Annotated in this window: 10 protein-coding genes; 8 read left to right on the top strand and 2 right to left on the bottom strand. The window is 74.5% G+C overall.

Annotated features, from left to right (window positions below):
- Nucleotides 1–177: 177 nt before the first annotated feature.
- Together ACFV4F_RS00765 and ACFV4F_RS00760 are read left to right on the top strand one after the other, a co-directional pair.
- Entirely contained in the window at nucleotides 178–1,563 is a 1,386-nt protein-coding gene (locus ACFV4F_RS00765; RefSeq protein WP_380437266.1) for a cytochrome P450, read from the top strand.
- Nucleotides 1,564–1,930: 367 nt separating this feature from the next.
- Nucleotides 1,931–2,755, top strand: a complete 825-nt coding sequence (locus ACFV4F_RS00760) for an MHYT domain-containing protein (protein ID WP_380499915.1) — start codon at nucleotides 1,931–1,933, stop codon at nucleotides 2,753–2,755.
- An 87-nt stretch (nucleotides 2,756–2,842) separates the two neighbouring features.
- On the opposite strand, the gene ACFV4F_RS00755 is transcribed toward ACFV4F_RS00760, so the two are convergent.
- Nucleotides 2,843–3,211, bottom strand: coding sequence for a hypothetical protein (locus ACFV4F_RS00755; protein ID WP_380499914.1), 369 nt, complete (start codon nucleotides 3,209–3,211; stop codon nucleotides 2,843–2,845).
- Between the two features lie 255 nt (nucleotides 3,212–3,466).
- Between ACFV4F_RS00755 and ACFV4F_RS00750 the strand changes: the two genes are divergently transcribed.
- On the top strand, nucleotides 3,467–4,156 hold the full coding sequence (locus ACFV4F_RS00750; RefSeq protein ID WP_380499913.1) for an RNA polymerase sigma factor: 690 nt from the start codon (nucleotides 3,467–3,469) through the stop codon (nucleotides 4,154–4,156).
- Nucleotides 4,157–4,161: 5 nt separating this feature from the next.
- Entirely contained in the window at nucleotides 4,162–5,118 is a 957-nt protein-coding gene (locus tag ACFV4F_RS00745; RefSeq protein ID WP_380499911.1) for a hypothetical protein, read from the top strand.
- Nucleotides 5,119–5,348: 230 nt separating this feature from the next.
- Here the strand turns inward: ACFV4F_RS00745 and ACFV4F_RS00740 are convergent, their stop codons facing one another.
- Nucleotides 5,349–6,812, bottom strand: coding sequence for a cation:dicarboxylate symporter family transporter (locus tag ACFV4F_RS00740; protein WP_380500000.1), 1,464 nt, complete (start codon nucleotides 6,810–6,812; stop codon nucleotides 5,349–5,351).
- Between the two features lie 211 nt (nucleotides 6,813–7,023).
- Here ACFV4F_RS00740 and ACFV4F_RS00735 point away from each other — a divergent pair, with 211 nt between their 5' ends.
- From ACFV4F_RS00735 to ACFV4F_RS00720, 4 genes are all read left to right on the top strand, one after another.
- A complete protein-coding gene (locus ACFV4F_RS00735) occupies nucleotides 7,024–8,841 on the top strand; it encodes an ATP-binding protein (RefSeq protein ID WP_380499910.1) in 1,818 nt (605 codons plus the stop codon).
- A gap of 59 nt (nucleotides 8,842–8,900) precedes the next feature.
- On the top strand, nucleotides 8,901–9,614 hold the full coding sequence (locus tag ACFV4F_RS00730) for a response regulator (protein WP_380490092.1): 714 nt from the start codon (nucleotides 8,901–8,903) through the stop codon (nucleotides 9,612–9,614).
- Between the two features lie 250 nt (nucleotides 9,615–9,864).
- Complete coding sequence (locus ACFV4F_RS00725) at nucleotides 9,865–11,388, top strand: diaminobutyrate--2-oxoglutarate transaminase family protein (protein ID WP_380499909.1); 1,524 nt, start codon at nucleotides 9,865–9,867, stop codon at nucleotides 11,386–11,388.
- Between the two features lie 152 nt (nucleotides 11,389–11,540).
- Nucleotides 11,541–13,004 carry a pyridoxal phosphate-dependent decarboxylase family protein gene (locus tag ACFV4F_RS00720; RefSeq protein ID WP_380437349.1) on the top strand — a complete coding sequence of 488 codons (1,464 nt, stop codon included), beginning with the start codon at nucleotides 11,541–11,543 and terminating at the stop codon, nucleotides 13,002–13,004.
- Nucleotides 13,005–13,372 lie beyond the last annotated feature (368 nt).

Below are 13,372 nucleotides of genomic sequence, written 5' to 3'. Positions count from 1 at the left end.
GCCGGTGCGGGAGCCGGCCCGGGAGCCGAGGCCGGTGCGGGAGCCGGAGCCGGAGCGGGGCGAGCGCGTTCGGTACGACCGGGCGCGTTCGATAGGGCGTCCGCCCTCCCCGCGCACCCTTCCGCCGGTGATTACCGGTCAGTTAGGTTGTTGGGGCGCCGTGGAGAAGGAGACCCGATGACGATCGCCGCCGCCCCCGCACCTGCCGTCCCGACCCGCTCGATACCCGGACCGCCCGGCCTGCCCCTCATCGGCTCCGGACTCGACATCGGCCGCCGCCCGCTGCGCACCCTGCGCGACGCCCGGCGCGACTACGGCGACCTGGTCCGCTTCCACGTCGGGCCGATCGGCCTCGGCACGGACCTCTACGCGGTGTTCTCCCCCGAGGGCGCCCAGCAGGTGCTCGGCGGCGAGGCCGCCAACTTCCGCAAGGAGAACGCCTTCTACGACGAGCTGCGGACCAGCGTCGGCAACGGCCTGCTCACCAGCCAGGACGACGACTACCAGCGCCAGCGCCGGCTCATCCAGCCGCTGTTCACCCGTCGCCGGGTGGACGGCTACGCGGACGCGATCGCGCTGGAGTCCCGGGCCCTCACGGCGCGCTGGCACGCGGTGCCGGACGGCGTCGTGGACGCGGCGGACGAGATGTCGCGGTTCGCGCTGCGCACGGTGTCGCGGATCCTGTTCGGCGCGGACGTGGAGGAGGCGGTGGCGGTCGTGCACCGCAGCTTCCCGATCCTCGGCGCCTACGTCCAGGACCGGGGCGTCGCCCCGATCCGCCTGCCGCGCCACTGGCCGACCCCGGGCAACCGGCGGGGCGTCGGGGCGCAGCGGGACCTGTATGCGGTCTGCGACCGGATCATCGCCGACCGGGCGGTGCGCGGTGCCGACCCCGACGCGGACGACCTGCTGACGCTGCTGGAGCAGGCGCGCGGCGAGGACGGCGAGCAGCTGGACCGGGACGAACTCCGGGACCAGGTCCTGGTGTTCCTGCTCGCCGGGCACGAGACGACGGCGACCTCGCTCGCCTTCGCCCTGCACTTGCTCGCCGGGCACCCGGAGCAGCGGCGGCTCGCGCAGGAGGAGGCGGAGAAGGTGCTCGGCGGTCGGGCGCCGACTGCCGCGGACCTGGAGGAACTGCCGTACATCACGCGGGTGTTGAAGGAGGCGATGCGCCTCTACCCGGCGGCTTCGCTGATCGGGCGGCGCTCGGTGGAGGAGACGGTCATCGGCGGGCACGTCCTGCCGGGAGGCTCGCAGGTGCTCGTGGTGCCGTGGGTCACCCACCGGCACCCCGACCACTGGGAGGAGCCGGACCGCTTCGACCCGGACCGCTTCCTGCCGGAGCGGGAGAAGGGGCGGCACCGGTACGCGTGGTTCCCGTTCGGGGGCGGTCCGCGGGCGTGCATCGGGCAGCACTTCTCGATGCTGGAGGCGGTGCTGGCGCTGGGCGTGCTGCTGCGGGACTTCGATCTGGAGGTGGTCGACCACCGGGTGGCGCTCGCCCAGGGGATCACGTTGCGGACGGCGAGCCCGATGAGGATCCGGGTGACGCCGCGGTGATCGGGTGAGGGGTGGCAGGGGACAGGGGGGCAGGGGCCAAGGGGGCGGGGGCCGGCGAACAGATGACAGATAACAGATGACAGATTTCAACATCTGTCATCTGTTATCTGAAACCTGTTCGCCGTTCGCGGACCGCCATTCTCCGCCCGCTGTTCGCCGCTCGCGCGCCCGCCGGTCCGCCGGGCTCTCCGGGCCCAATCGTCCCGGGGCGCAGAACCGACCCATTCGAGCACACGGTTCCCGCCCCGCGGGCAGCTTTTCGGATCTTCCGCTGGCCAGTGCCGGTCCTCGGTAGCGTCCCACGCATCCCGGACCGGGGTCGCATGAGCGTCCGGCATATGACGGGGACGGGTCGACCGGAGGTCCCATGGGAAGCGTCAACCACCTCGGCTCCGGCTGGCTGACACCCACGCTCTCGTACGTCCTGGCCTGCGCGGGCGCCGCGCTCGGCCTGCGCTGCACCCTGCGCGGCCTCGCCGCGACCGGCGTCGCCCGCAGGAACCGGCTCCTGACGGCCGCCGCCGCGATCGGCTCGGGCATCTGGGCGATGCACTTCGTCGCCATGTCGGGCTTCGCCGTCGTGGGCACTGAGTTGCGCTACGACGTCCCGCTGACCGTCCTGAGTCTGTTGGTCGCGGTGCTGGTCACCGGGCTGGGCCTGGCCGTCGTCGCCTACCGCGGCCCCCGCGGGCCCGCCCTCCTGGTCGGCGGCCTCATCACCGGCCTCGGCGTCGCCGCGATGCACTACCTCGGCATGGCCGCCGTGCGGATGCGCGCCGACCTGCGCTACGACTCCGGGACGGTCGCGCTGTCGGTCCTGGTCGCGGTCGGCGCCGCCACCGCCGCGCTCTGGGCCGCCGTCACCATCCGCAACGGCTTCGCGGCGGCCGCCGCCTCGCTGGTCATGGGGCTCGCGGTGAGCTGCATGCACTACACGGGCATGGCCGCCGTCCACGTCCACCTCGAGCCCACCAGGACCGGCCCCGGCGGCGCGAGCCCCATGGAGTTCATCTTCCCGCTCGCCGTCGGTCTCGGCTCCTTCCTCTTCCTCGCCGCGGCCTTCGTCGCGCTCTCCCCGCCCGCGCAGGACCGGGCCGGCCGTCGCACGGCGGGCGAACTCGCCATCGAGGAGTTCCCGGCGCCTGCCGCGCCCGCGTCCGCGGACCCCGGCCGGCACGACCGGGCGGCCTGAGGGTGCCCGCGTACGGACGCGGCAGGTGTGCGGGCCGGGTGCCGCCCGGTCGGTGCGGCACCCACGGTCGGACCCGCGTTTCGGGGATCAGCCCCGGCTCTGGAACAGCACGCGGGTCCAGGTCGAGTTCGGGCAGTTGCCCCACACGTCCCACGCCTGCGGCCGCGCGCCGATCCACAGGCCGGTGCTGGACGTGCCGTTGGCGCAGTAGGTGATGGTCCGCAGCTCGCCCGAGTAGATGTCGCACTTCCCCTCCCAGTGCCAGCCGTAGTTGGCCGTGATGACGCAGTGGTAGGAGGCGGTGGCGGCGTCGGCGGCGGAGTTCGGGCCGGCGGTGACGGTCTGGTCGGCCGCGGGGTCGGCGGCGGCGGGCAGGGTGGTCGTCCCGAGGATGCCGAGGGCGGCGGTGGCCGCGGCCCCGAACGTGGCGATCTTCCTGGCGATGCGACCCGGCATGGTGGTTCTCCTCGCTCGGTCGTTCGAATCGGGCGGAGTGTCCAGGCCGTCCGGAGCGCGGGAGTGTCGGCGGGAGCCGGTTCGAGCCGGTGTTCTGTGGCGAATTCCCGTTCTCCGTACGGATGATGACGCGTTGCACACGATTGAGCGCGTACAGTGAGACGACGAACTATGATGTGAGCTGAGTCACATGTGTGCGTCTGGCTGGGGCGGCTCCAGCTGGGTGTTCGGGTGCCGATTTCCGGGGAGGGCGGCATGGCGGAATTGACCGATCGATGTGCCGGCGGACGTGATCCGGTCGGCGAACCGACCGATTTCAACCGGGTGTTCACGGAAATGCTGCCGAGGCTCCACCAGGCGGCCGCCTCGCTCACCGGGAGCCCGTTCGCGGCGGGTGACATCGTCCACGACGCGTACCTGCGGATCGCCCGGCGCCCGGAGCGGTTCCTCGGCCATCCGCAGCCGTACGCCTACGTGTTCACGACGATGGCGAACATCCTGCGCGACCAGTGGCGGCGGGAGCGGCGCCGCGTCACGGTGCCCGAACCGGCGGAGCGGGAGCGGGAGCGCGTGGCGGCCGATCCGTCGGGTGGCGGGATGCCCGAGCTCCAGGCGCGGTGGGAGGTGGTCCGGCTGCTGCGCTGCCTGACGGCCAAGCAGGCCAGGGCGGTGGTCCTGGTGGACCTCGACGGCTACAGCGTCGACGAGGCCGCGGAGCTCCTCGGCCTCCACCGCAGCACGCTGGCGGTCACCCGGCGCCGCGCCCACGTGCGCCTGCGCGCCGTCGTCGAGCGCGAGCGGGCGGCGGCGGGCGAGCGCGGCCGCAGGGGCGTCGGCCGGGGCGGGAAGGGTGGTGAGGCCGGCTGCGGGGGCGGTGTGCGTGCTGCTCCGACGCACCGAACTGACGGCAAGTCAGCTGATGTGACGTCCCGGCCCGTACGCTGAAAATCGTGATCACGTACGAGGACCGCCGTATGCGCGCCCTGGCCGACGAGGGCCGCTGGCCCGAACTGCTGGCCGCCTACCGGCGGGCCCGAGCGGCTTCGGTGGCGCGCTGCGGCGAGCTCTTCGGGGCGGAGGAGGCCGCGCCGCTGGGCCATCTGATCGCGTACGCGGCACCGCCGGAGGTGGCCGTGCGGCTGTTCGACCGGGACGGTGGGCCGGGTGCCGTCGCTGGGCCGGGCGACCACGACGCGGGACCGCTCTGGGAGGTGCTGGCGACCCGGCACTCGTGGCTGAGGCTGGCACCGCTGCTCGTCCCGGCGCGCGTGCGGCGGCTCGTCGCGCACACGCGGGTGCTGATCGGCGAGGACCTGTCCTACGGCGCCGAGCCCGACCCGGAGGGCGTGCCCATGGTGCTGGAGCCGTGGGAGGCGGCGGGGTGGGGCGAGGGGGTGCGGGTCCGCGACTACCTGCCCCGAGGGGGTGCGCGCAGTGCGGTGCTGACGCTGCCGGCCAGCCGGGAGGGCCTCGGGCCCGTGGCGCTGCCCGACCCGGGGCGGCGACTGCGCGGGCAGCGGGCCACCCGGGTGCTCGCCGAACTGGTGGACTGGGCGGAGGTGGCCTGTGTGCGCGGCCCGGCGCCGCAGGCGGCCGCCCATCTGGCCCGCAGTGGGCTGGTGACCGGCGGGTACCTGCCCTTCGCGCTCGCCGTGCCCGCGCTGGTGCAGGCGGGGGCGGTCGATCCGGCGCGGGGCACGGCGCACGGGCGGCTCGCGCTGTGGCGGGCGCTGGGGGCGATGGCGGGGGCGGACGGCCCGGACCGGGGCGAGGTGAACGCGCTGGTGGCCCGGATGCGGTGCTTCACGTGGTGCGAGCCGGCGGACGGTCTGCGGCACCTGCACCTGGTCCTGGAGGATCCGGCGTGCGGGCTCGCGTGGGCGGTCAGCGGGTCCGAGGAGTTGTGACGGTGGGTGTGGCGGTGGGCGCGGTGGCCGGCGGCCGACAGCGGACGGCGAAGGGTGAACGGCGAACATCGGACGGCGAACAGATAACAGCTGACAGATAACAGATGTTGAAATCTGTTATCTGTCAGCTGTCGGTTGCCGCCGTTCAGCCCTCGGCGGCATCCCCGGCCCGGCGCCGTTCCGGGGGTTGGTCAAGCGGCGCCGGGCCGGGGGTGTCAGGGGTGAGGCCGTCAGGCGGCCGCCGGGGCGCCGCTCGCCGCCGGCGCGCCCTCGGGCGCCGGAGCGGGGCTCACGGCCGTCGGCGCCGCGTCCTGGCCGCCGTGCGTGTCGATGAGCGTCCGCTCGTCGAACGGCAGCTCGCCCGCGAGCACCCGGCGCGCTCGCTCCGCGTCGAGCTCGCCCGTCCAGCGTCCGATCAGGACGGTGGCGACCGCGTTGCCCGCGAAGTTGGTCAGCGCCCGGGCCTCCGACATGAACCGGTCGATGCCGACGATCAGCCCGACCCCGTCCACCAGCGCGGGCTTGTGCGACTGCAGTCCGCCGGCCAGCGTGGCGAGCCCGGCGCCGGTGACCCCGGCCGCGCCCTTGCTGGCGATCACCATGAAGACCAGCAGCGACAACTGCTCGCCGATCGACATCGGCTTGTCCATCGCCTCGGAGATGAAGATCGACGCCATGGTGAGGTAGATCGCGGTGCCGTCGAGGTTGAAGCTGTAGCCGGTCGGCACGGTGATGCCGACGACCGGACGGCTGACGCCCAGGTGCTCCATCTTGGCGATGAGGCGCGGCAGCGCGCTCTCGGACGAGGACGTGGAGAGGATCAGCAGGAACTCGCGGCCGAGGTAGCGCAGGAGCGCGAACACGTTGACCCCGGCGACCAGTCGCAGCAGCGCGCCGAGCACCACCACGACGAACAGGGCGCAGGTGACGTAGAAGCCGATCATGATGACGGCGAGGCTCTTGAGCGCCGCCGTGCCGGTCGCCCCGACCACGCCCGCCATGGCGCCGAACGCGCCGATCGGCGCGACCCACATGATCATCGCCATGACCCGGAACACCAGCCGCTGGACGTGCTCGACGCCGCGGAGCACCGGGGCGCCGGCCGGCCCCATTGCCTGAAGGGCGAAGCCGACGAGCAGCGCGACCAGCAGGGTCTGCAGCACCTTGCCCTCGGTGAGGGCCGAGACCAGGGTGTTCGGGATCATGCCGAGCAGGAAGTCGGAGGTGGACTGCGCGCCGCCGGCCGCCGCCTGCGCGTGGCCCGACTTGGCCAGCGCGGCGGTCAGGTGCAGGCCGCTGCCGGGCTCCAGGAGGTTGCCGACCACGAGCCCGATCGCGAGGGCGACCGTCGACATGGCGAGGAAGTAGCCGATGGCCAGTCCGCCGACCTTGCCGACCTTGGCGGCCTTGGTGACCGAGCCGATGCCGAGCACGATCGTGCAGAAGATGACCGGGCTGATCATCATCTTGATCAGGTTGACGAAGCCCGTCCCGATCGGCTTCAGCCCGACCGCGAACCCCGGGGCGGCCAGGCCGACCACCACGCCGGCGATCACGGCGGCGATGACGGCGAGGTAGAGGTAGTGGGTGCGGTCCCGCTTCGCGGCGGGAGGCTGCGCGGCCCCCTCCGGTGCGCGGCGCCCGTCCGGCTCCTCCTCGCGTCTGCCCCCCGAAGGCTTTGCGGCTCCAGCGATCGACATCTGCGGCTCCTTCGCCCTGCAGTCCTGGCGGCCCCGGGTGGTGGGCCGCTCCGACTATCAGGCCCGGGAGTGATGGAGGTCACGTTTGCGTTCATAGAGTTCGCAAAGGCGCATCAGCACCCGCATCAGCACCCACACCCGCACCCGTCCCGCTGCGGAGCGCGCGCCCCCGGGGTCCGCGGAGCCGTGGTGCACACTGGCAGGCATGTCCGTGCGCACCCCCACCGCCACCGCGCCGCGCCGGCTGCTCCCCGACCCGCGCCGCCTGGTCCGCAGCCTGGCCGGACAGCTGTTCGCCGTCCAGGTCGTCATCGTGGCCGCCGTGGTGGCGGGCGGCGCCGTGCTCGCGTACCTGTTCACCGCCGACCGCACCGAGGAGGCGGCCCGCCGCGAGGTGACCGCCGTCGCCCACGCGGTCGCCGACTCGCCGACCGTCCGCGCCGCGGTCACCGGGCCCGACCCGACCGCCGTCCTCCAGCCGTACGCCGAGCAGGTCCGCGTCGACACCGGGGTCTCGTTCATCACCGTCATGAACACCGACGGCGTGCGCTGGACCCACCCCCTGCCGGAGCAGATCGGCAAGCGCTTCCTCGGTCACATCGACTGGGCGCTCGCCGGGCAGACCCGCAGCGAGACGTACACCGGCACGCTCGGCCCGTCGGTACGGGTGGTCACGCCGGTCCTGGACGAGCAGCACCGGGTGATCGCGCTCGTGAGCGTGGGCATCACGTTGGAGAGCATCTCCGAGCAGCTGACCGGCCCGCTGCTGGCGCTGGTCGGGGTGGCGGTGGCCGCGCTCGCGGTCGGCGGGGCCGGGACGTACCTCGCCAACTCCCGTCTGCGCAGGCACACCCACGGCATGGGCCCGGCCGAGCTCAGCCACCTCTACGAGTACCACCAGGCGACCCTGCATTCGGTGCGCGAGGGCCTGGTCCTGCTCGACCGCGCACACCGGGTGGTGCTGTGCAACGACGCCGCCCGCGAACTCCTGGTCCTGGAAGGGGCGGTGGAGGGACGGCCGGTCGCCGGGCTCGGCCTGCCGGAGGCGCTCGTCGCGGCCGTGCTGGGCGACGGCCCGGTCCGCGACGAGGTGCACCTGACCGCCGAACGGGTCGTCGTCCTCAACACCTCCACCATCGGCACCGGCCTCGGCCGTGCGGTCACCCTCCGCGACCACACCGAACTGCAGTCGCTCAGCGGCGAGTTGGACTCCGTGCGCGGCTTCACCGAGGCGCTCGGCGCACAGGCCCACGAGGCCGCCAACCGGCTGCACGCCGTCGTCTCGCTGATCGAACTCGGGCGCCACGAACAGGCGGTGGAGTTCGCGACCGCCGAACTCGCCCTCGCCCAGCAGCTCACCGACCGGGTCGTCGCCGCCGTCAGCGAACCCGTCCTGGCCGCGCTGCTGCTCGGCAAGGCCGCCCAGGCGGCCGAGCGCGGCGTGGAGCTGACCCTCGCCGAGGACAGCCGCATCGACGACGGCGTCCTGCCGCCCGGTCTCTCCGCCCGCGACCTCATCACCGTCCTCGGCAACCTGATCGACAACGCCGTGGACGCCGCGATCGCCGGCGTCGCCGACAGCCCCGTCCCGCCGGAGGTCACCGTGACGGCGCGGATCGACGACGCGGACGACCACCTGGTGCTGCGCGTCGCCGACACCGGGGCGGGCATCGACCCGGCGGCCGTCGAGGACGTGTTCCGGCGCGGCTGGAGCACCAAGCAGGACGGCCGCGGTCACGGCCTCGGACTGGCCCTCGTCGCGCAGGCCGCGCGGCGCAACGGCGGCACCGTCGAGGTCGGCCGCGAGCGCGGTGCGGTGCTCACCGTCCGGCTGCCCCTCGCGGGGAAGGCCGGCGAAGCGGGGTCGGCAGGCGGCGCAGGGTTGGCGAGTGGCGCAGGGGCGGCAGGCGGCGTAGGGGCGGCAGTCGGCGCAGGGATGGTCGGAGGCGCGGGGACGGTCGGAGGCGCGGGGAAGACCGCCGTCGCGGGAAAGGCGGAGAGAGCGGCGGAGGTGGTCTCGTGACCGCGGGCTTCGGGCCGCCGGACGCCTCCGGGGCCGCCGCCCCGGCCCGGGCCCCCGGCATCCCGGTGCTGATCGTCGAGGACGACCCCGTCGCCGCCGCCGCGCACACCCTCTACGTCGAGCGCGAGCCCGGCTTCCGCGCCGTCGGCACGGTCCACAGCTGCGCCGACGCGCTGCGCTTCCTGGAGCGCGCCCGCGCCGCCGGGACCCCCGTCGGCCTCACCCTGCTCGACCTCTACCTGCCGGACGGCCACGGCCTCCAGCTCTGCCGCACGCTGCGCGCCGCCGGCCACACCACCGACATCATCGCGGTGACCTCGGCCCGCGACCTCGCCATGGTCCGGCAGGCGGTCTCGGCGGGGGTCGTCCAGTACCTGCTGAAACCGTTCAGCGCCGCCGCCCTGCACGACCGCCTCGAACGCTACGCCCGCTACCGGGACAGCCTCGGCCGCACCGGCGAGGCGACCGGCCAGGACGAGGTCGACCAGGCGCTCGCCCTGCTCCGGACGCCCGAGCGGACCGCCCTGCCCAAGGGCCTCAGCGCGCCGACCCTCGACACCGTCGCGGGCGTGCTGCGCGAGGCCGCGACCGGGCTGTCGGCCGCCGCCGCGGGCGCCGCCGCCGGGGTCTCGCGGATCACCGCGCGCCGGTACCTCGAACACCTCGTCGACATCGGGCTCGCCGTGCGCGAGCCGCAGTACGGGAGCGTCGGGCGGCCGGAGCTCTGCTACCGCTGGAAGGCGGGGGACGGGTCGGCCGGGCGCCGCGCGTGACGCCCCGGAGGACCTGGCGTGCGGGGGCCCCCGAGAGCCGGCCGGGAGTCGGCGGCGCAACGCCCCGGAAAAGAAAGCGGCGCAACGCCCCGGAAAAGAAATCCGCCGTGCGGCCGTGACCGCTCGCCCGGGTGCTCGTTGGGGAGGGCGGGGAGGTTCACCCGGTTGGGTGGTTCCGGGCGCCCCGGGGCGTCCGGCCAGGTCAGGGGCGATAAAGTTAGGCTTACCTAACTTCTCCTGGGGGTATGTCTTGTCGCTCGCCGCCATTCCCGCCCAGGCGCCCGGCGAGGCCGTCCTGCGCCGCCAGCGCGTCCGCGAGTCCTCCGCCCGGACGTACGCCCGCTCGTTCCCGATCGTCCCCGTCCGGGCGAACGGCATGACCGTCGAGGGCGCGGACGGGCGGCGCTACCTCGATTGCCTCTCCGGCGCCGGGACGCTCGCCCTCGGGCACAACCACCCGGTGGTGCTGGAGGCGATCCGCCGCACCCTCGACAGCGGCGCGCCGCTGCACCTGCTCGACCTCGCCACCGCCGAGAAGGACGACTTCACCACGGCCCTGTTCGAGAGCCTGCCCCCGGAGTTCGCCGCCCGCGCCCGGGTGCACTTCTGCGGTCCGGCCGGGACGGACGCCGTCGAGGCCGCGCTCAAGCTGATGCAGACCGCCACCGGCCGCTCCGGTGCCCTCGCCTTCACCGGCGCCTACCACGGCATGACCGCCGGCGCCCTCGCCCTCACCGGCAACACCGCCGTCAAGGAGCCCCTGCCGAGCGGCGGGGACGTCGTCCGGCTGCCCTATCCGTACGGCTACCGCTGCCCGTTCGGTGTCGGCGGCGACGCGGGCGCCGACCTCTCCGCCACCTACGTCGAACGGCTGCTGGACGACCCGTCCGGCGGCGTCACCACCCCCGCCGCCATGGTCCTGGAAGCCGTCCAGGGCGAGGGCGGCGCCGTGCCCGCCCCCGACGGCTGGCTGCGCGCGATGCGCCGCATCACCGCCGAGCGCGGCATCCCGCTGATCGTCGACGAAGTGCAGACCGGCGTCGGCCGCACCGGGCGGATGTGGGCCGTGGAGCACAGCGGCGTCGTCCCGGACGCCATGGTGCTCTCCAAGGCCATCGGCGGCAGCCTCCCGCTCGCCGTCGTCGTCTACCGCGAGGACTACGACGGCTGGCGGCCCGGCGCCCACACCGGCACCTTCCGCGGCAACACCCTCGCCATGGCCGCCGGTGCCGCCACCCTGCGGTACGTCGCCGCCCACGGCCTCGCCGAGCGCGCCGCCGTCGTCGGCGACCGACTGACGTCGCGGCTGCGCGACCTCGCCACCGAACTGCCCGCCATCGGCGACGTCCGCGGGCGCGGCCTGATGCTCGGCGTCGAACTCGTCGACGCCGCGGCCGAGCCCGACTCGTGCGGCGCGCGCCCGGCCGACCCGGCGTTCGCCGTCCGGGTCCGCGAGGCCTGCCTGGAACGCGGCCTGATCGTCGAACTCGGCGGGCGCCACGACGCCGTCCTGCGGCTGCTCCCGCCGCTCACCATCACGGACGAACAGGCTGCCGCCGTGTTCGACCGGCTCGCCGACGCGATCGCCTCGGTGAGTTCGGTGAGCTCGGTGAGTTCGACGAGTTCGGCGCCCTCGTCCGCTGCGGCGGGATCGGCGGGATCGGCGGGATCGGCGGGATCGGCGGGTGTGGGCGGGTCGGCGGGATCGTCGGCGTCGTGCCGGGACGATGCGGTGGCGGCCCGGGGCGCCGAGAGCGTACGGGAGGGCAGGTGACCGGCGCGGGGGCCGGCTCCGGGCCCGCGCACGACCGGGAACCGGGGGACGAGAGCGGCTACGAGCCCGAGCCCGAGCGCGGGCGCGGGTCTCGGCGCGACGGCGACTCCGGCCGCGAGCCCGACCACGAACTCCCCGACGCGGCCTCCCCGTTGGACGCCCTCGCGGGCGGCGCCGGCGGACCGGGCGCGCTCGGCCCCCTGCTCGCCACCGTTCTCGACGCCCTCGACGCCGGCACCGGCCTGCGCGCCGGACCGCTCCCCGCCGGAAGCCCCGCCGAGCTCACCGCCCTCGTCGCCGACGGCCTCTCCGGCGCCCACGGCCGCGGCGCCCTCGCCCGCCTCACCGAACTCCTCGCCTACGGCGCCGCCGACCCGGCCGACCCCGCCTGCGCCGCCCACCTGCACTGCCCGCCACTCGCCGTCGCGGCCGCCGCCGACCTCGCCGTCAGCGCCCTCAACCCCTCCCAGGACTCCTGGGACCAGGCCCCCGCCGCCACCGCCGTCGAAACCGCGATCCTCGCCGAACTCGCCGCCCTCGTCGGCTACGACCCCGCCCGCGCCGCGGGCGTCCTCACCTCCGGCGGCACCGAGTCCAACCTCATGGGCCTCATGCTGGCCCGCGACCAACGCCTCGACGGCATCGTCGAGTTGGACGGCATCCCGGCCGGCGCCAGCCCGCGCATCATCGCCTCCCAGGCCGCCCACTTCTCCGTCCAGCGCGCCGCCGCCCTGCTCGGCCTCGGCGAGCGGTCCGTCGTCGCCGTCCCCGTCGACCGCCAACTTCGCATGGAGCCCGAAGCGCTGGAACGCGCCCTGGCCGAGACCGCCTGGGCCGGACACACCCCGATCGCCGTCGTCGCGACCGCCGGCACCACCGACACCGGCGCGATCGACCCGCTGCACGCCGCAGCCGACCTCGCCGCACGCTACGGCTCCTGGCTGCACGTCGACGCCGCGTACGGCGGCGGCGCCCTCCTCTCCGACCGCCTCGCCCCGCTCCTCGACGGCATCGCCCGAGCCGACTCCGTCTCCCTCGACTGGCACAAGCTCGGCTGGCAACCCGCCGCCGCCGGCGTCTTCCTGGTCCGCCGCGCCGAGACCTACGTCTCCCTCGCCCGCCGCGCCGAGTACCTCAACCCCGTCGACGACGAACACGCCGGCTACCCCAGCCTCCTCGGCCGCTCGCTGCGCACCACCCGCCGCGCCGACGCCTTCAAGATCGCCGTCACGCTGCGCACCCTCGGCCGGGACGGGCTCGGCCGGCTCGTCGACGCCTGCCACGACCTCGCCCGCACCGCCGCCGAGGTCGTCCGCGCCGAACCGTCCCTGGAACTCCACGGCGAGCCCGTCCTCACGACCGTCCTGTTCCGCTTCCGCCCGCGCGGCCTCACGGACGGCGAGGCGGTCGACGAACTCAACGGGCAGCTACGCCGGTTGCTGCTGCGCACCGGACGGGCCGTGGTCGGCCGCACCGAACTGCCAGGGGAGGGCCCCGGGAGGGTCCGGCTGAAACTGACGCTCCTCAACCCGCACACCACGCCGGGGGAGGTCGGCGCCCTGTTGCGCGAGGTGGTCAAGGCGGGCCGCAAGGTGGCCGGGGAACGGGCCGGCTAGGGCGGGCGCTCCGGGCCGGCCGAGTCGGCCGGCGCGGTGGGGCCGAGGGGGCGGCGATTCCAAAACAAATCCCTTTTCCCGTCGCCGCGTTGGAGGAAGGCACACTGGTGTGAGAGGCTGTCCGGGCGATATTCGCCCGCCTCCGCCATATCTTCGTGGACACACTCCGGATGGCTGTACAGGCTGATTTCGGCCGACCGCTGATCACATTTCGCCAACCCCTGTGCAGGGCTTGCGGAGATCCCGAACGGCGGCGGTAACTTCGGGTGGTCGCCGCCCCACCATGCGCACACGGCATCTCGGGTCAGGCCGCCTGACCAGGCGCGCATCCTCCACTGCGACGGGTCCACCCGCACCTAGGGGTGAAC

The sequence above is a fragment of the Kitasatospora sp. NPDC059722 genome (assembly GCF_042733235.1).
Taxonomy (GTDB): domain Bacteria; phylum Actinomycetota; class Actinomycetes; order Streptomycetales; family Streptomycetaceae; genus Kitasatospora.
Note: the sequence above shows the minus strand (reverse complement) of the source record. Positions and strands in the feature narration are given on the sequence as shown.

Coding starts and splice junctions, on each gene's coding strand:
- ACFV4F_RS00750 (WP_380499913.1), top strand. CDS start 3,467: ATGGCGGAATTGACCGATCGATGTGCCGGCGGACGTGATCCGGTCGGC.
- ACFV4F_RS00755 (WP_380499914.1), bottom strand. CDS start 3,211: ATGCCGGGTCGCATCGCCAGGAAGATCGCCACGTTCGGGGCCGCGGCC.
- ACFV4F_RS00735 (WP_380499910.1), top strand. CDS start 7,024: ATGTCCGTGCGCACCCCCACCGCCACCGCGCCGCGCCGGCTGCTCCCC.
- ACFV4F_RS00765 (WP_380437266.1), top strand. CDS start 178: ATGACGATCGCCGCCGCCCCCGCACCTGCCGTCCCGACCCGCTCGATA.
- ACFV4F_RS00760 (WP_380499915.1), top strand. CDS start 1,931: ATGGGAAGCGTCAACCACCTCGGCTCCGGCTGGCTGACACCCACGCTC.